General features: G+C 63.7%; 13 protein-coding genes and 2 pseudogenes. 8 read left to right on the top strand and 7 right to left on the bottom strand.

Features of this window, described 5'->3' with window-relative positions; translation table 11 throughout:
- The first annotated feature begins 10 nt into the window (after positions 1-10).
- Genes NCS00_RS28405 through NCS00_RS28420 form a run of 4 tightly spaced genes read left to right on the top strand, consistent with a single transcriptional unit; the run spans position 11 to position 5,134 of the window.
- Positions 11-1,501 carry an aldehyde dehydrogenase gene (locus NCS00_RS28405; RefSeq protein WP_008346009.1) on the top strand — a complete coding sequence of 497 codons (1,491 nt, stop codon included), beginning with the start codon at positions 11-13 and terminating at the stop codon, positions 1,499-1,501.
- A gap of 10 nt (positions 1,502-1,511) precedes the next feature.
- On the top strand, positions 1,512-2,477 hold the full coding sequence (locus NCS00_RS28410) for a VOC family protein (protein WP_008346011.1): 966 nt from the start codon (positions 1,512-1,514) through the stop codon (positions 2,475-2,477).
- On the top strand, positions 2,470-3,687 hold the full coding sequence (locus NCS00_RS28415; protein ID WP_250437497.1) for an NAD(P)/FAD-dependent oxidoreductase: 1,218 nt from the start codon (positions 2,470-2,472) through the stop codon (positions 3,685-3,687). The genes NCS00_RS28410 and NCS00_RS28415 overlap by 8 nt, the downstream gene beginning before the upstream one ends.
- 28 nt (positions 3,688-3,715) lie before the next feature.
- Positions 3,716-5,134, top strand: coding sequence for an MFS transporter (locus NCS00_RS28420; RefSeq protein ID WP_250441592.1), 1,419 nt, complete (start codon positions 3,716-3,718; stop codon positions 5,132-5,134).
- Between the two features lie 294 nt (positions 5,135-5,428).
- Here the strand turns inward: NCS00_RS28420 and NCS00_RS28425 are convergent, their stop codons facing one another.
- The 3 genes from NCS00_RS28425 to NCS00_RS28430 form a co-directional block, all read right to left on the bottom strand.
- A complete protein-coding gene (locus NCS00_RS28425; RefSeq protein WP_350029738.1) occupies positions 5,429-5,884 on the bottom strand; it encodes a type VI secretion IcmF C-terminal domain-containing protein in 456 nt (151 codons plus the stop codon).
- The gene (locus tag NCS00_RS33570) at positions 5,793-6,035 is read right to left on the bottom strand and encodes a PAAR domain-containing protein (protein WP_350029739.1); all 243 of its coding nucleotides are present in this window, start codon (positions 6,033-6,035) and stop codon (positions 5,793-5,795) included. The genes NCS00_RS28425 and NCS00_RS33570 overlap by 92 nt, the downstream gene beginning before the upstream one ends.
- A gap of 65 nt (positions 6,036-6,100) precedes the next feature.
- A complete protein-coding gene (locus NCS00_RS28430; protein WP_250441593.1) occupies positions 6,101-7,051 on the bottom strand; it encodes a hypothetical protein in 951 nt (316 codons plus the stop codon).
- Between the two features lie 53 nt (positions 7,052-7,104).
- Here NCS00_RS28430 and NCS00_RS28435 point away from each other — a divergent pair.
- From NCS00_RS28435 to tssE, 4 genes and pseudogenes are all read left to right on the top strand, one after another.
- Positions 7,105-8,367 (top strand): annotated as a pseudogene (locus NCS00_RS28435) (OmpA family protein); the annotation flags it as partial.
- Between the two features lie 98 nt (positions 8,368-8,465).
- Positions 8,466-8,951: an Hcp family type VI secretion system effector gene (locus tag NCS00_RS28440; RefSeq protein ID WP_008346030.1), complete on the top strand. Its 486-nt coding sequence runs from the start codon at positions 8,466-8,468 to the stop codon at positions 8,949-8,951.
- Positions 8,952-9,075: 124 nt separating this feature from the next.
- Complete coding sequence (tssH, locus tag NCS00_RS28445) at positions 9,076-11,736, top strand: type VI secretion system ATPase TssH (RefSeq protein ID WP_250441594.1); 2,661 nt, start codon at positions 9,076-9,078, stop codon at positions 11,734-11,736.
- 11 nt (positions 11,737-11,747) lie between these two features.
- Positions 11,748-12,173 carry a type VI secretion system baseplate subunit TssE gene (gene tssE / locus NCS00_RS28450; RefSeq protein WP_033536886.1) on the top strand — a complete coding sequence of 142 codons (426 nt, stop codon included), beginning with the start codon at positions 11,748-11,750 and terminating at the stop codon, positions 12,171-12,173.
- 29 nt (positions 12,174-12,202) lie between these two features.
- Here tssE and NCS00_RS28455 read toward each other — a convergent pair whose 3' ends face one another.
- From NCS00_RS28455 to sauS, 4 genes and pseudogenes are all read right to left on the bottom strand, one after another.
- Positions 12,203-13,801 carry a tetratricopeptide repeat protein gene (locus NCS00_RS28455; protein WP_250441595.1) on the bottom strand — a complete coding sequence of 533 codons (1,599 nt, stop codon included), beginning with the start codon at positions 13,799-13,801 and terminating at the stop codon, positions 12,203-12,205.
- 82 nt (positions 13,802-13,883) lie between these two features.
- Positions 13,884-15,222: pseudogene (locus NCS00_RS28460) on the bottom strand (MFS transporter).
- Positions 15,223-15,272: 50 nt separating this feature from the next.
- A complete protein-coding gene (locus NCS00_RS28465) occupies positions 15,273-16,886 on the bottom strand; it encodes an AMP-binding protein (RefSeq protein WP_250441596.1) in 1,614 nt (537 codons plus the stop codon).
- Positions 16,883-18,346 (bottom strand): acylating sulfoacetaldehyde dehydrogenase, encoded by a 1,464-nt coding sequence (gene sauS / locus NCS00_RS28470; RefSeq protein ID WP_250441597.1) that lies wholly within the window; start codon positions 18,344-18,346, stop codon positions 16,883-16,885. Before sauS ends, NCS00_RS28465 begins: the two co-directional genes overlap by 4 nt.
- Between the last annotated feature and the right edge of the window lie 122 nt (positions 18,347-18,468).

Here is an 18,468-nt window from a genome sequence, read left to right on the forward strand (position 1 = left end):
CTTCAGAAAGATGAATCATCCCGACACTTCGCTCGTAGCGTCCGGCGATATCTATATCGGCGGCGAGTGGCGCAAAGGGCGCGGCAATCAGTACGCGAGCATCTATCCCGCCGATCAATCCGTCAACGCGGAGATCAGCACCGCCGATGCCGACGACGCGCGCGAAGCCGTCGAGATCGCGGATCGCGCTTACAGGCAGGCCGATTGGGCCGGACTGAAGCCGCATCAGCGTGCTGCGGTTCTGCATCGCATCGCGAATCTGATCGAAGCGCGTCATGAAGCGCTCGCGCAATTGCAGCGCCGCGACAACGGCAAGCCGATCAGCGAAACGCGCGCCCTGGTCACGAGCGCGGCCAACACGTTCCGCTACTTCGCAGCGTGCCTCGAAACGCTCGAAGAAGAACTCACGCCTTCGCGCGGCGATTATCTGACGATGAGCGTGCACGAACCGCTCGGCGTCATCGCGGCAATCACGCCGTGGAATTCGCCGATCGCATCCGATGCGCAAAAGCTCGCGCCTGCGCTCGCGGCCGGCAACGCGGTCGTGCTGAAGCCCGCTGAAGTGACGCCGCTGGCATCGCTTGCGCTCGCGCGCATCTGCGAGGAAGCGGGCGTGCCGAAAGGGGTCGTGAGCGTGTTGCCCGGCAAGGGCTCGGTCATCGGCGATGCGCTCGTGCGTCATCCGCTCGTCAAGAAGGTCGCGTTCACGGGCGGCACCGAAGTCGGTCGCGGTATTGCGCGTCTTGCCGCGGAAAAGCTGATGCCGGTATCGCTCGAACTGGGCGGCAAGTCGCCGACCATCGTCTATGCCGATGCCGATCTCGATCACGCAGTGAACGGCGTGCTGTACGGCATCTTCAGTTCATCGGGCGAATCGTGCATCGCGGGATCGCGGCTCTTCGTCGAACGCAAGGTGTACGGCGAGTTCATGTCGCGTCTCGTCGATCGCGCACGCGGGCTGCGCGTCGGCGATCCCACGCGCGAAATCACGCAGATGGGTCCGCTCATCACATCGCAGCATCGCGAGAGCATCGAACGCTATGTCGCGCTCGGTCTCGAAGAAGGCGGCACGCTGTTGTGCGGCGGCGAACGTCCGACGGGCGATGGCCGCGAGAAAGGCTTCTTCTATCTGCCGACGATCATCGAAGGTCTCGCGAACGATGCGCGCATGTGTCAGGAAGAAATCTTCGGCCCGGTGCTTGCCGCCCTGCCCTTCGACGACGAAGCCGCGTTGTTGCAACAAGCGAACGACAGCGTGTTCGGTCTCGCCGCCGGCATCTGGACGCGCGACTACAAGCGCGCATGGAACCTCGCGCGCGCGTTGAGCGCGGGCACGGTCTGGATCAACACGTACAAGCAGTTTTCGATTTCGACGCCTTTCGGCGGATGGAAAGACAGCGGCATGGGACGCGAGAAAGGCCGTCTCGGCCTGCGCGAATACATGCAGCAAAAGAGCCTGTACTGGGGCTTGAACGATGCCCCGCTGCCGTGGGCGAACTGAAGGAGCTGCCATGACGATCCTTGGCATTGAACGCATCACCTACGGCGTGACCGATCTCGACACCTGCCGGCGCTTTTTCGCGGACTGGGGATTGAAGGAAGTCGCGCACGATGAAGCGCGCGCGCGTTTCGAAACGCTCAACGGCTGCGAAGTGCTGCTTGCATTGGCCGACGATCCCGCGCTGCCGCCCGCATTCGAAGGCGGTCCGACGTTGCGCGAAGTGACGTGGTCCGTCGCGACGCGCGCCGAACTCGACGCGTTGCGCGGACGCTTCGCGGGCCAGCCCGGTCACATCGAAACCGACGATGCGGTCGGTTGCATCGATCCGAACGGCATGGCGATTCGTGTGGAAGTGACGAAGAAGCGCGACATCGACGTGAAGGGCTCACTGTCGAACGTGTGGGGCAACGCGCAGCGCATCGATACGCCGAGCCCCGTCTATGAGCGCGCGGAACCCGTCGAAGTGGGACACGTCGTGTTCTTCACGAACTGCGTCGCGGAGCAGGAAAAGTTCTATCACGAGCTGCTCGGCTTCGAGACATCGGATCGCTATCCGGGACGCGGCGCGTTCATGCGTTGCGCGCCGCATGGCGGTCATCACGATTTGTTTCTCTTGCAACTACCCGATGGAAAACGCGGCCTGAATCACGTCGCGTTCACGGTGCGCGACATCCACGAAGTCTTCGGCGGCGGCCTGCATATCAGCCGCTGCGGATGGACCACGCAACTCGGACCGGGACGTCATCCGGTTTCGTCGGCGTACTTCTGGTACTTCAAGAATCCGGCTGGCGGTCTCATCGAGTATTACGCCGATGAAGACGTGCTCACGCCCGAATGGCAGCCGCGCGAGTTCGAGCCGGGTCCGACCGTGTTTGCGGAATGGGCCGTCGATGGAGGTCTCGACGGCAACACGCGCCGCCAGAAAGAGGCGAAGGCGCCCGAAGGCAAGTTCATGACGGAGCGGAAAAATGGCTGATCTTCAGACAGTCGTCGTGATCGGCGGCGGACAGGCGGCGGGTTGGATCGTGAAGACGTTGCGCAAGGAGGGCTTCGATGGCCGCCTCGTGATGATCGCCGACGAGATTCATCTTCCTTATGAGCGCCCGCCGTTGTCGAAGGCCGTGCTCGCGGGCGAAGCGGATATCGAAACCGTGCGTCTCGTCGATCACGATGCATTCGCCGCGTTGAACGTCGAAGCGTGGCAGCCGGAACGCGCGACGTCGATCGATCGCGACGCGCGCATCGTGCGTACCGCGAGCGGACGCGAAGTGCAGTACGACCGGCTTGTCATCGCAACGGGCGGTGCGGCGCGCCGTCTGCCGGCATCGCTCGTGAAGACTTCGCATCTTGCCTATCTGCGCACACTCGACGATGCGGTGCATATCGGCAAGCGTCTGCGCGAGAGTCATGCGAAGCGCCTCCTCGTGATCGGCGGCGGATGGATCGGCCTTGAAGTCGCGGCGACCGCGAAGAAGCTCGGCGTCGATGTGACCGTGATCGAAGGTGCGCCGCGTCTGTGCGGACGTTCGGTGCCCGCGAGCGTGTCGGACTTTCTGCTGAAGTTGCATCGCGATAACGGTGTCGATGTGCGTTTGAATGCATCGGTCGTATCGCTCGAAGACTGCGAAGGCGGCGTGCGCGCTTCGATGGCCGATGGCACGTTCATCGACGCCGGCTTTGCCGTCGCGGGCATCGGTCTCGCGCCGCACACGGCGCTCGCGGAAAGCGCGGGCATCGAAGTGAACGACGGCATCGTCGTCGATGAATTCGGCGCGACCCACGATGCACATGTGTTCGCTTGCGGCGATGTCGCCAATCATCCGAATGCGTGGCTGAAGCGCCGCGTGCGTCTCGAATCGTGGGCGAACGCGCAGAACCAGGCGATCGCGACGGCCCGCGCCGTGCTCGGCGTTCGCACGCCGTATGCGGAGATTCCGTGGTTCTGGTCGGATCAGTACGACGTGAACCTGCAGATTCTCGGCGACATTCCGCCGGGCGCGACGCCTGTCGTGCGCGGCGATCTGGACGCGCGTCGTGCATCGCTCTTCTTCTTCGAAGGCGATGTATTGCGCGGCGTCATCGCGATCAACGCGACGCGCGATCTGAAGGTCGCGAAGAAATGGATGAGCCAGGGACGCGCGGTCGATATCGCGTCGCTCGCGGATACGGCGAAGGCACTCGCATAACACATTGACGGGAGCAGGCATGAGGAGCATGAGCAACACGGCCGTTGAGCACGGCGGCACGGCCACGACAGTCGCGGACGCGAGCGCGGCCGCTCACGCGGTCACGAAGGGATCGATCATCGCGCGCATCGAACGGCTGCCCGCCAATGCGATGCAGGTGCGCGCGCGGATTCTGATCGGCGCGGCGACGTTCTTCGATGGCTTCGATGTCATCGTCATCGCGGCGACCTTGCCGCTGCTCATCCAGCGTTGGGGGCTTACGCCGGGACAGGTCGGCTTTCTGATCGCGTCGGGATCGATCGGACAATTGATCGGCGCATTCCTGTTTCCTTCGCTTGCGGAACGCTTCGGGCGCGTGCGTTCGATCGCGTGGAGCTCGGGGATCATCGGACTGACGAGCATTGCATGCGGCTTCGCGCCTTCGTTCGCCGTGTTCGTCGCGTTGCGCATCGTGCAGGGGCTCGGACTCGGCGGCGAGTTGCCGGTGGCGGCGACGTACATCAACGAGATCACGCGCGCGCATGGACGCGGGCGCTTCGTGCTGCTGTATGAGATCGTGTTTCCGATCGGCCTGCTTGCATCGAATGCGCTCGGCGCGTGGATCGTTCCGCGATTCGGATGGGAAGCGATGTATTTCATCGGCGGCATTCCGCTCGTGCTGTTCTTCATGTTGCGCGCGCTGGTGCCGGAATCGCCGCGCTGGCTCGGTGAACGCGGCCGCATGAAGGAAGCGGGCGATGCGCTTTCCGCATTCGAAGCGACCGTCAAGCAGCCGTTGCCGCCGCTCGGCAATCTCGCCGAATTCGAAGCGATGGCGAATCGGCATCCGAAGCGGCGCCGTCTCGATCTGATCGGGCCGGCGTATCTGAAGCGCACGATCGCCGTCGCGCTGCTGTGGATGACGTGCGGCGTGCTGCAGTACGGTCTCTCGACGTGGTTGCCGACGATCTACAAGACGGTTTATCACGCGCCGCTGCAGCTTGCGCTGAATCTTGCGGTGGCGGCGTCGGTGCTGGGCGTGATCGGCTCGCTGACGTGCGCGCTGATCGTCGACAAGGTCGGGCGCAAGCCGGTCATCAACTGGTCGTTCGTGTTGTGCGCGGTGTCGCTGGTATGCGCGGGCGTGTTCGTCGCGCAGTCTGTGTATGTGGTTGCGACGTTCTGCGCGCTCGCGCTCGGCTTCATGGCTTGCGGGTTTATCACCGCTTATGTTTATACGCCGGAGTTATATCCGACGAGTATCCGCGCTTTCGGTTGTGGTCTCGGTGGCGCATGGCTCAAGATCGCGGCGATCTTCGCGCCGGCGCTCGTCGGCAAGACGCTGATGGGCGGGAACATGGACATCGCGTTCTATGCGCTCGCGGTCGTGCCGGTCGTCGCGGCGGCGGCGGTGCATTTCATGGGGATCGAGACGAAGGGGAAGGTGCTGGAGCAGTTGGAGGTTTGAGAGGATGGTTGCCCCGCTTTGCGCGGGGCTTTCTCTTTCCTGTTGAGCGGAGGCCAGAGGGGGCCTCGCTCGTTCGGAGGGTTTTCTGAGTTTTTTAGGTGGAACGTCCGGGGCGATCATGCTGCCGATTTAATCGCGGTTAGCGTCGCAAAGTATGCCTCGTCCGGCGTTTGATCCGCCAGGCTCGAGTGGGGGGCCGCTTTCGGTTGCACAGTTCGATGTATTCGCCGATGGGGCGCTTCGGACCACGCACTCGCGCGTTCCAGATCGGCGTGGACTAACGCGCCGCGTGCATCAGTTCGCCCCCGGTAACGGGACGCCAACCTTCTGCGCGGCAGCCAGCGCACCAGGTGGCAAGGGCGGCGGCGGCTGCCCGGTTGCCTTCTCGGCGAGCGTCTTCGTCACGAAGATGCGCGAGGGCAGTGTGAAGTGACGCAGCGCCAGCACGTCAAGCGGACCCGCGCCCGCTTCGGCGCGCAACTGCACCGAGAGCGAGGACCCCGCGCCCTGGTCCGGCGTCCACGACAGCAGATAGCGCGCATTATCCTGCTGCGAAACTCTCGCGCGCTCGAGCAGCCGGATGAATGCGAAGCGACCCTGCGAGTACATCGTCGAACGCAAGCCGCCTTCCTCAGTCTCCCACTGAAGCTGCGCGTTGTTATCCAGCGCCTGCGCCGGCCATTCGAACGGCACCCATTGTTCCATCTGGTTGAAGTAGTGCAGTTGCTGGCCCGATGAGATCAGCTTCATGTCCGTGATGCCCGGCGTCGCCATGCTTGGGGCATGTGACGCGATCGTGAAGGCGGGCGACGGGGCGGCCCATGAATACGCAGGTGGACGAACCTTGCGTGACCGCGCCGTCTCCCGTGTGACGGTCGCCCATTCGGATGATGCCTGACATGTCTTGTTTCTCGAGAAAATTGGCACGCGGTCATTGCTCCAGAGGCGTGCAACCACCGCACTGATTCAGATGCGCGCAGGCATTCGCGGAGCTGGGTTCAACCCACGGCTGATCCGCGAAGCGCGGTCCGCATTCTTCTCTACGCGCTCGCGTTCCTTCTCTTCGGCATCGAAGTCCGTTGAGCCGAACATATCAACACCGCGAGTCTGGAAATAAAGCGTGGGCGACAGAACATGATCGTGCCAGCTCGTGAGCATCGTGTCATGCACGAGCAGGTCGAATAACGCCATGACCTTCGGCGGAAGCGGATTCTTGCCACTCAACCCCATCTTCCACGCCTGAACCAGAAGTTCCTGCTCGGGCGTAATCATCGCGCCCATATAGCTCTCGACAAGCGAAGCGCTCAATTCCGAGTCGGCGTCATAGGGCTGCTCCGCGGCTGACGTGCCGGCACGGATTTGCTTCGCTGCACCGGTCATTCCCGCCACGTACGATTCGCGCTGCATCATGTCATCCGATTCGGCCTGGATGCGCTCCCAAACGCCCACGGACGGTCTGGCCCTCTCGACACTTGCGTTGCGTAGCGATTCCATCTCGGCTCTAGCCGCCGCATCCATGCGATTCTGTGCTTTGCCCAAAGTAACCGCATCAGGTGTGGGCGTTTGCTTGCGCAAAGCCAGATAGGCCGCCTCTGCGTCCTTACGTTCCTTCAACAGAGCTTCGTGTTGGGTAGCCAAAGCATCGAACTGATTCGTCACCGTGGCGCGGAATTCCGGCGACATGTATCGAACCGCCATCCAGCGCAGGAAGACTTGCATGTGATCGACAAAATTCAGGCGCGGAGCGTAGGGCACGATTTCACGGTAGGCCTTTATTAGCTCCCAGATTTTGTATGTTGTTCGACCATCGGAGATGGGGTTGGCCAAGGTGAATCGCTGGAATGTGTCCCCTTTGAAGCGCGAGAGGTCTTCCATCATATCGAGAGCGACACCATGTGAAAGCGCCTCGTTCAGCATGTCTCGCAAAACCACCCGTTGAAGTTCGGCGCGCGCACCTAACGCGCCGGGAGGCGCCCGACGGCGTCGTGCTGAGCATTGCGCCCGCGCTCCACGCCGACGCCGATGTGCTCTCGCAAAGCCTGCGCGTGGCGCGCCAGGCGCTCGCCGATTCCTCGCGCATCGTGAGCGTGCGCTTGCCGGGTTATGTCGCGGTGTATCAGCGCCTGACGCGTATCGCGTCCAGCGACGCAAACGCGGCACGCCGATGGCACTGTGTGTCGTCGGGGACGCCGCTCGTCGACGCCCGGCGCTTCGAAGCGCTGATCCGCAATGCGGAAGACGATGCCTGCCGCCATGCGGGCGATCGTTACGCGTCCGCCCATGCGGCCGCACTGGCATCCATCGTCGGCTGGACGCAACGCATGGTGTTCGGCACGCTGACCGATCCGCGCCAGCCGGCCACGCCCTGGGCGCTCTACGGCGCAGGCTGGATCGACTGCGGGCCCGCCAGCGACGCACATAAACCGTGGGAGCAGGACGTGCAGATGCAAACGCACGTCGCGCCCGCGAGCGTCGATGCAAGCCCGGCTCCGTGGCCGTTGCCGCAATCGCTGATCGAAGCAATGCCCCGCCGCATCGTGACGTCGCCGCGCGTGGCCGCCTTCGCACATGCCATCGGCATCGTGGCACTGGCGGCAGGCGCCGCGATCCTCGGCGCGGGCCGCAACAATGCGGCGCTGCTCGAGCGCCTGCAGGCGGACATGGACCGCTACGCAGCCGTCACGCCGGAGCACGACGCCGCGCGCCGCGACGCGTTGAAGGCGCTCGTCGCCGATCGCGATGAACTGGATCGCTACGCGCGCACGGGCGTGCCGCTCAGACTGTCCTTCGGGCTCTATCGCGGCGCGCAATTGCTGCCGACGTTGAATACCGCCATCGCCAGCTATCAGCCGCCTGCGCCGCCGCCCGCCGTGGTGACGCTCGACAGCATGTCGCTCTTCGACAGCGGCAAGGCGCAACTTAAACCGGGATCGACGCGCGTGCTCGTCGAAGCCGTCGAAATGATCAAGGCGCATCCGGGCAAGCGGATCCTCGTGGCGGGCCATACGGACAACGTGGGCAATGCCGCGAGCAATCTGAAGTTGTCGAACGCGCGCGCCGCGGCTCTGCGCGACTGGCTGATCGAAGCGTCCGGCATACCGGCTACGCAGTTTGCGGTTCAGGGCTACGGCGACACACGCCCCATCGTCGCGAACGACACGCCACAAGGGCGCGCGAAGAACCGTCGCGTGGAAATCACTCTCGTACCGGACACCGCGAACGTCGCGAACTGACATCGTTAATCGAATTCCCGGAGTTCTCTCTTCGGGATCTTGTCGCTCAGGAGTTGTTTTTCTGAGCATTGCTTGGCAGTACCAAAGAGGAGTAGTAAATGGCAATTCCCGCATACATGTGGCTGAAGGATGACGGCGGCGCCGACATCAAGGGTTCCGTCACCGTGCAAGGCCGCGAAGGCAGCGTCGAGATCGTCGAGTTCGGTCATGGCGTGCATATCCCGACCGATGGCAACACCGGCAAGCTCACCGGCACGCGCGTGCACGCGCCGATCACGCTGACCAAGGAAACCGATTCGTCCACGCCGTATCTGTACAAGGCGGTGACGAGCGGCCAGACGCTGAAGTCGGTCGAGATCAAGTGGTACAAGATCGACGACGCGGGCAAGGAGAAGGAATACTTCAACACCAAGCTCGACAACGTCAAGGTCGTCGCGGTCCGTCCGAAGATGCTCGACATCAAGAACCCGGCTTTCGAGAAGCACAACCATCTCGAAGAAGTCGAACTGCGCTACGAGCAGATCACCTGGTCGTTCAAGGACGGCAACATCATCCACAAGGACACGTGGAACGAGCGCGCGTAAGCGCGTGACCCAGCGGCTCATGACAACGTGAGCCGTCGAAGCCAGCCTGCTTGCGGGCTGGCTTTTCTTCTGCAATTCATCCCCACCGTACGCCCTCTTTCATTCACCTCGGCACCGACTTCATATGACAATGCGCGACTCCACTCATCTGCTTCGCCGGCTCAACCAGCACTGCGCCCGCACGCTCGAAGCGGCCGCGAGCCTGTGCCAGACGCGCCTTTCCGACGAAATCACCGTCGAGCATTGGCTGCTGAAGCTCATCGAGGCGGACGAAGGCGACATTCCCGCGATCCTGCGTCACTATGAAATCGATGTCGATGCGATCTGGAACGCACTGCTCGCCGCAATCGACCGCCTGCCGCGCAATCTGCGGGGCATGCCGTCGCTTTCCATCCAGCTCGCGAGCGTGCTTCAGGACGCGTGGAATCTCGCATCGCGCGAGGATATCGACGGCACGATCCGCTCGGCGCATCTGCTGCGCGCGCTCATCGGCGCACCGCATGTCATGCGGACGCAGGACGCGTGGCCGCTTTTTTCGCTTTCCGATGCGCAGATCGAACGGCTCGTGCCGCGTCTCGGACGCGCGTCGTGCGAGAACGCGCCCGCGCAGGAAGACGAAGGCGACGCAAGCGCACCAGTTGCAGATGCTCAAGCGCCCGTCAAGCAGGCGGCCCCGCGCTCGACCGAAGGCCAGGCGCTCGAGCGCTTCGCCATCGACCTGACGGAGAAGGCGCGTCGCGGCGAAATCGATCCGGTGTTCGGCCGCGATCGCGAGATCCAGCAGATGATCGACGTGCTCGTGCGGCGGCGCAAGAACAACCCGATCCTCGTGGGCGAGCCGGGCGTCGGCAAGACGGCGCTAGTCGAAGGGCTCGCGCTGCGCATCGCCGAAGGCAGTGTGCCGTCTCTCTTGCGCGACGTGCGCATTCTCACGCTCGACCTCGGGCTGCTGCAAGCCGGTGCGGGCGTGAAAGGCGAATTCGAGCAGCGCCTGAAAAACGTGATCGATGAAGTCAAGGCATCGGCGACGCCGATCGTGCTGTTCATCGACGAAGCCCACACGCTGATCGGCGCGGGCAACTCGGCCGGCGGCTCGGACGCTGCGAACTTGCTGAAGCCTGCACTCGCGCGCGGCGAGTTGCGCACCATCGCCGCGACGACGTGGTCCGAATACAAGGAATACTTCGAGCGGGATGCGGCGCTCGAGCGGCGCTTCCAGATGGTCAAGGTGGAAGAGCCGGACGACGATGCCGCCTGTCTCATGTTGCGTGGCCTCGCGACGCGCTACGCACGGCATCACAACGTGCATATCCGCGACGAAGCGCTCGTTGCGGCAGTCAGACTGTCGCGCCGCTACATCCCCGCGCGCCAGTTGCCGGACAAGGCCGTCGATCTCATCGATACCGCCGCGGCGCGCGTGCGTATGGGTCTCGACGCGCCGCCCGCCGAACTGCAGCGCGCGCGCGCGGTCGTGGCCGCGCTGGAACTCGAAGGCGCGAGCATCGATGCCGACGAACGGGCGGGCATCGACGATACAGCCGCGCATCGCGACGCGCTCCGCGCCTCACTGGCGCAAGCGAATCAGGAACTCGCGGACGTTCAGGCGCGCTACGACCGCGAACTGTCGCTGGTGCGCGCGCTGCTGGAACAACGCGGCGACGGCAAGACGAAGCCGCATGCAGATGCGTTCGCCGCAGCGAAGCACGCCCTCACGGATGCGCAAGGCAAGTCGCCGCTGATCTTCGCCGATGTCGACGCACAGGCCATCGCGCGCGTGGTCGCCGAATGGACGGGCGTGCCGGTCGGCAATCTCGTCGAAGACGAGCTGCTCAATCTGCTCACGCTCGAAGATCAACTGGCGAAGCGCGTGGTCGCGCAAGACGACGCGCTCGGCATGCTCGCGCAAAGCCTGCGCACCGCGAAGGCGGGGCTCAAGAGCGAACATGCGCCGCTCGGCGTGTTCCTGCTGACCGGACCCTCGGGCGTCGGCAAGACGGAGACGGCGCTCGCGCTCGCCGATGTGCTGTTCGGCGGCGAGGCCGCGCTCACCACGATCAACATGTCGGAGTATCAGGAAGCGCACACGGTGTCGCAGTTGAAGGGCTCGCCGCCGGGTTACGTCGGCTATGGCCGCGGCGGCGTTCTGACCGAAGCGGTGCGTCAGCGCCCATATAGCGTCGTGCTGTTGGATGAAGTCGAGAAGGCGCATCGCGACGTGCTCGACATGTTCTATCAGGTGTTCGATCGTGGCTCGATGCGTGACGGCGAAGGTCGGGAAATCGACTTCCGCAACTGCGTGATTCTGATGACGTCCAACCTCGGCTCCGAACAGATTCACGATGCGACCACGGACACGCCCGGCATCGCGCACGCCGCGTTGCTCGACGCCATCCATGATCCGCTCGTGAAGCACTTCCAGCCGGCGCTGCTCGCGCGTTTCCAGACGCTCGTGTTCCGCCCGCTCGACGTAAGCGCGCTCGGCGATATCGTGCGCCTCAAGATCGCGAAGATCGCCGATCGCCTGAAGCGTCAGCACGATGTGACGCTCGCCTGCGAGAAATCGCTGATCGCATCGCTCGCTCAAATGTGCCTGTCGCGCGATTCGGGCGCTCGCAATATCGACGCTTTCCTCGACCAGCGCATTCTGCCGACTGTCTCGCGCGAACTCCTGACGCGCATGGCGAGCGGCGCCGCACCCGCGGAGATTCGTCTCGCCTATTCAGAGGAAGGCAATCTGACGATCGAGTTCATCGATCGCGACTCGTCCGTGCCCGCAACCGCCTGAAGCGAGAAAAGATGCCAGGCCCGTCCCTATATGAAATGCTGCTCGGTCAGATCGACGGCGAACCGCTCAGCGATTTCGATGACCGCACGCTCGAAGTCCTGAGCGTGCAGCAGAACGTGCGACGCATCCTGAACACGCGCGCCGGTGCCCTCAAGCATCTGCCGGACTACGGGCTGCCCGATCTGACCAACATCTACAAGGCGCTGCCGGCTTCTTCACAGGCGCTGAAGGAGCAGATGGAAGTCGCGCTGCTGAAGTACGAGCCGCGCATCCGCGCGATCGACGTCGCGATGGTCGATACGTCCGAGCCGGGCCTGCAAGTGAGCTTCGAAATGACCTGTCATCTGAAGCGCGCGGGCCTCGTGCGCTTCGGAACGTACTTCGTGCCGCCCGGCGTTTTCCGGCTGGAGCGGCGCGTGCGCGAGGGCAGGATTTGAATCAGCTTGCGCGCGGGCTGATTCGCGCGCTACACCGAAGCCCCCCGCTCGCCGACCAACTCGCGAAGATCGTGCGCGATCCGGCCGATGACCGGCTCCCAGTCATGCAGCTTCTTCTGTCGATACAGACGCACGGCAGGATACCATTCGGTTCGCTCGCCCTGCAGCCCCCAGCGCCACTCGGGCGCGGACGGCAAGATTCCCCATGTCGGCTTGCCGAGCGCGCCAGCGAGATGCAACGGCGAAGAGTCCACCGATATCACGAGATCGAGATGATCGATGAAGCCGGCGGTATCTGCAAAGTCCGTCCACTGAGACGACACGTCGTGCGCGCGAATGCCCGACTGCCTCGTCAAACTGGCGTTCGCCTGGTTCTTCTGCAGCACGAACCATTCGATACCCTCGATCTCCGACAGCGGCTTCAATGCGCGCGCAGGCACGAAGCGGTCGATGCCGCTGAAGTTGTGCGGCCCGCTATACCAGCACAGTCCCACCTTCAGCTTGCCCGCATACGGCTGCATGAAGCTGTCCCAGCGAGCGCGGGCATCAGCTGGCGCCTCGATGTATCCGCGTCGACTGTCGGAGATGGCCGCTGCTGTCTCGTGCACGTATGCGGGCAGCAAGTAGTCGAAGACCCAGTAATCGTAATTCGCCAGTTCGTCCGGCCGCCAGCCAGATGCAACGCTTTGCGCGCCGTCGAGATCGCGAAACAGCCGGTGCAGTTCCGGCCGGCAAACGAAGTGAACCGACGCGCCCGCCGCTGTCAGCCGGCTCGCGTAACGCGCGAGCATCAGATTGTCGCCGACGCCCGCATGGTAGGCGACCAAGATACGCTTGCCTTGCAGCGATTGACCCCGCCACCATTTTGAAAGATACGGGGCAATATCCGGATCAAGCGCAAGAACATACTCATCGCTCGACACCCCTTCGAGCTTGCGCCATCCCTCGCGCTCGCGTCCGAGCAGAATGAGCACGTCCCCAAGCGGACCGAAGGCATCCACTCGGTGCGGTGCAATCTCTTCGGCTCGGCTAAATGCATCCAGCGCTTCGAGATAACGGCTCTGCATGTACAGCGCTTTCCCCAACATCAGCCAGATGTCGACGTCGTCGGGTGTCTGCGCGAGCAGCGCGCCCGCACGTTCGATGACCCCGGCATAATCGGAGAGGAATCGTCCGCGAAGATGCAGCGCGCTCTTCTCGTCGGCCCGGATAAGCGCCTGCTTCGCATGGAACCGCATCAGTTCCGGTCGACCAGCGAACAGGTAAATCTGCGCGAGGGCGGAATGTGCGTCGCAGTTGTCGGGATCGAATTCGAGCGCCTCGACAAAGCACTCGATCGCGCTTTCCCGATCCCCGCATTCGTTCAGATAGATGATGCCGCGCTGTACGCGGACGATCGCGTTGTCGGGGTTCCGCGCGATCCATCGCGTACACATTTCCAGCGCGAGAAGCGGCTCACCTAATCGGATGAGGCCATTGGTGGCCTCGATCGCGTAATGAGCCTCGTGAGGTTCGATATCGAACGTCCCGTGCCACAAGGCGATTGCCTGGTCGCGTTTGCCACGCTCGATTGCAGCCTGAGCAGCGCTGGCGAGCGCCGTCGCTCGCTCCCTGATGTCATGCTCCATCGCTCTTCCGTCGTTCAATAAGGATGCCGGAGCGTAACAGAGCCGAGCGTCTCAACCGTAACAATGCGACGCGCGAACGCCGCTACTCATGCCACTGCCCCGCCCCTCCCGCGAACGCCGGCACGCCCATCTCCTCGCGACTGCGCGCCGCACGCGCTTCATCGGCTTCCACGGTCTTGCTCGTATCGATGAAAAGCGCCGCGACCGCACCGACCGCGAGCAATCCCGCTGAAATCGTGAACGGCACGTTATAGCTTCCTGTCTGCTGGATCAGATAACCGAACGCGACCGGCGACACCATTCCCGCGATGCCGAAGCCCGTGTTCATCATGCCGCCCGCCGTGCCCGCATACTTGCCCGCGATATCGAGCGGCAACGTCCACAGCACCGGATTCGTGATCTCGAGGAAGAAGAACGATGCCGTCAGGAACCACACCGCCATGATCGGGCTCGGCGCATTGACCATCGGCAGAAGGAAGGCGAGCGACCCGCCCATGCCCACGACGAGAATGCTGCAGCGCGCGAGCCGCAGTTTTCCCGTGATCCGGTAGATGCGGTCCGACAGCACGCCGCCGAGCGTATCGCCGATCACACCGGCAAGCAGCGGCAATGCGGTGAACAGCGCGAGATGCTTCAGATCGAAGCCGCGCGATTCCTTCAGATACGAAGGCAGCCACGTCAGATACACCCACAGCAGCCAGCCATAGCAAAAGTCGACGAAGGTCACGAGCCACATGCGATGAATCAGCATGCGCCACGGCGTCGGCTGCTTTCTCGCGCGCGCGCATTCCCCCGCGCGATAGCCGATCTCAGCGGTTTCCTCGGGCGTCACGCGGCGGTTTTCATCGGGTGAATTGGTGAAGACGAAGAGATACAGCACCGTCCACGCAAGGCTCGCGATGCCCAGCAGAACGAATGCCTCGCGCCAGCCGCTCGCTGCGACCACGGCAAGCACGAGCGGCGGCGTCACCGCGCCGCCGAGCCGCGCGAAACTATGCGTGATGCCTTGTGCAAAGCCGCGTTCGCGCACCGGCATCCAGAACGTGAAGGCGCGCGTGGCGGTCGGAAACGCGCCGCCCTCGCCGATGCCCAACGCAAGGCGCAACAGCACGAGCATGCCGATGCTGCCCGCGAAGCCCGTCGCGAGCGTCGCCGCGCCCCATATCAACGAGAGCACGGTCAATACGAGCTTCGGGCCGAATCGATCGGCAAGCCATCCGCCGACGATCTGCATCACCGCACGGATACGCGAACGCGGAGAACACGAGCCCGAGCTGCACGGACGTGAGGCCCATCTCCTGCCGGATCAACGGTCCTGCCACGGCGATGTTCACCCGATCGATGTACGAGATGAAGTACATCAGACACATCACGCCGAGAATGATATGGCGCGTCTTCACGCGCTGACGTTGCTTGTTCACAGTGTCTCCTTCCTTTGGTCCATCTGATGTGGAATATCGAGCCGTGTCAGCTATACGAGCTTCAGGCGCTGCACCTTGCCCGAAGGTCCGCGCGGCAAGGCATCGGTGAAGCGGAATTCACGCGGCGTCTTGTAACGGCCGAGTTCGCGCAGACAGTGCGCGCGCAAGTCGGCCACATCGAGCGATGCCGCGCCGCCGTTCGGCACGATGTACGCGACGATGTCCTGGCCATACGCCGCATCGGGCACGCCGACGGCCGCTGCTTCGAGCACGCCGGGATGACGCAGCAGCGCTTCGTCGATCTCGCGCGGCGCGATGTTCTCGCCGCCCTTGATGATCAGTTCCTTCGCGCGTCCATTGATGTAGAAGAAGCCCGCCTCGTCGCGGTAGCCGAGATCGCCGCTGCGCAGCCATCCGTCTTCCGTGAACGCGTTGCGCGTTTCTTCCGGACGCTTGTAGTAGCCGCTCATCAATTGCTCGCCGCGCAGCACGAGCTCGCCGGTTTCGTTGGGCGCGCACTCACGTCCATCGATGTCGACGATCTTCGCTTCGCCGCCGGAAGGCAAGCCGATACTGCCGATTCGCCTTAACGTTTCGTCGTACGGATTACTGAATATCGGCGCGGCGGTCTCCGTCATGCCCATCGTTTCAATGACGCCGATGCGAAAGCGCTTCTCGAACGCCCGATGATGATCGGCCGGTAACGCTGCCGACGCGCTGCGGCAAAATTTCAGCGCCGACAGATCGCAGCCCTCAGCGCCCTCGCCGTTCAGCAGATAAGCGACGATGGTCGGCACCACGTTGATCCATGTGCATCCGAACTGCGATGCCTCGTTCCAGAACGTGCGCGCCGAGAAACGCGGCGTCATCACGGCCGATCCGCCGTGCCACAGTGGCGACAGCAGCGCGACGACGAGACCGTTGATGTGATAGAGCGGCAACGATACGAGCACGCGATCATCATCGGATAGCCGATGTTCGTCGCTGATGTTGCGCATGTTGGCGAGCAGGCTGCGATGACTCAGCAGCACGCCTTTGGGCGCGCCCGTCGTGCCCGACGTGTACATGAGCAGCGCCGTATCGCCGGGATTCATCGCGCCCGCATCGCTCGCGACGATATGCGTGCCGGGCGTTTCGTCGCGCACGAGTCCGATCGTGCGTGACGGAAGCGTCGGGATATCGGGTAAAGCGTTCGCATCGGGCGACGTACGCACCACAGCGACGTCACGGTCCATGCCTTCGCGACGCAACACGTCGATCGCTTCGACGATGGTGTCGTGCGTGTCATCGGCGACGAAGATCGCGCGCGTCTCCGAATGCTCGACGATATAGCGCACCTGCGAAGGCTGACACAAGAGATTCAGCGGATTCGCCACCAGGCCGCTATACATCGCCGCCAGCAGCAGCCGCGCGGTCTGAATGCCGTTGCCCATGAAGACGGACACGACATCGCCCGCACGCAGGCCCGCAGCATGAAAACGCTCTTCCAGCGCGAGACATGCTTCGCGCAACGCGCCGAAGGTCAGCATGTCGTCCCCGACCGCGGAGAGCAGGAAGGGTTTGTCCGGCGCGCGTCCGGCGCGAGCGTCGATCAATGCGCGCAACGTGGATGCAACGACCGGCGCACGATCGGAAGGAACGATTCGATCCGCTAGCGCGCTCATCGCCCGATCCTCCTGAAGTAATCGCCGAGCAACGCGTCGACTTCCGGCACGCGCTCCGCAATCCGATACGCGATGCGCGTCACGTTCAGGTATTGCCGATAGCCGAGATTCGCCGAGAAGTTGTTGCCGCCCCAAGTGCCGCATCCCATCGACAGCGAGAACGGCAGGCCGTTGTCGAAGTTGCCGCCGGTCGCGAGGCAGTGCGCCTGATCGACGATCACGCGCGCCACCGGCAATTCAGTGCCGAGCCGGACGGCGAGGGCATCGTCCGCGCCGTGCACGCCGACTGAATGTCCCGCGCCCATGTATTCGTAGATGCCGCGCACGATGCCGATTGCGGCGTCGATGTCGCGCGCGCGATAGACCGTCAGCACGGGCGAGAGCTTTTCGCCGGAGAACGGATACTCGGCACCGTAGCCGCTCTCCTCGACCATCAAGAACTTCGGCTCGCGCGCCGCGATATCGTCGAGGCCCGCTTCGCGCGCAATGGCCGTCGCCGAGCGCGCGGTGCAGCGCGCCGAGAGCTTGCCGTCGTGCCACATCGCCGCCTGCAACCGCGCCTTCTGCGCAGCGTCGAGCAGCACGCCGCCCTGCTTCGTCAACGCATCGAGCATGCGCGCATGGATCGCTTCTTCGATCACGACGCTGTTCTCCGATGAACAACTCGTCGCGTTGTCGAACGTCTTGGACACCGCGATCTTGCGCGCTGCATCATCGGGAATCGCGCTCGCCGCGACGATCGATGCGACGTTGCCCGCGCCCACGCCGAACGCGGGCGTGCCGCTCGTATAGGCCATGCGGACGTTCGCCTGCGAGCCCGTCGCGACGACGAGATCCGCGAGCTTCATCAACGCGGCGGTCGCGGCCTTGCCGATCGGATGCGGCAACATCTGCACGAGATCGCGATCGAGACCGGCCTTCGCGAACTCCGCATGAATGAACTCGATGAGCAACACGCACGACGAATAGCCCTTCGGTGAGGGCGCGACGATGACCGCGTTGCCGCACTTGAGCGCGTTGATGATCTTGTTGGCGGGCGTCGCGGCCGGATTCGTCGATGGCGTGATCGCCGCCACGACGCCGACCGCGCGCGCAATTTCGACGATGCCGTGTTCCTCGTCGCGGGCGATCACGCCCGTCGTCGCGACGCCGTGAAGATCGCGCAGCAGGCCGAGCGTCTTGCGATGGTTCTTGCGGAATTTGTCGTCGGCGTTGCCGAGGCCCGTATCGCGCACGGCCAGGTCCGCGAGTTGCCGGTTGCGCTGCGGCTCCATGATGGCCCACGCAGCGGCCGATGCAGCTAAGTCGAGCGTCTCCTGGCCCGCTTGTTCGAAGCGTCGTTGCGCGGCGCGCGCTCGCGCCACGAGCGCGGCAACGATGCGCTCCACATCGGGTTCTGGTTGATTCGGCGCATCGTCGTGAGGACGTGCGAGCGTCGCGCCGCTTGCCATGTGATTCATGCGATAAACCTCGGCTGTTGGAAGATTGAAGGTGCTTTCCAATCTAGTCAGCCGCGTCCGTCGCGCGGTCCCGTTTTCTGGACTAACGCGTGCAGCGATAGCGCGAGCATCGGAAATTCAGC

It is taken from the genome of Caballeronia sp. AZ1_KS37 (genome assembly GCF_023631165.1).
Taxonomy (GTDB): Bacteria; Pseudomonadota; Gammaproteobacteria; order Burkholderiales; family Burkholderiaceae; genus Caballeronia; species Caballeronia zhejiangensis.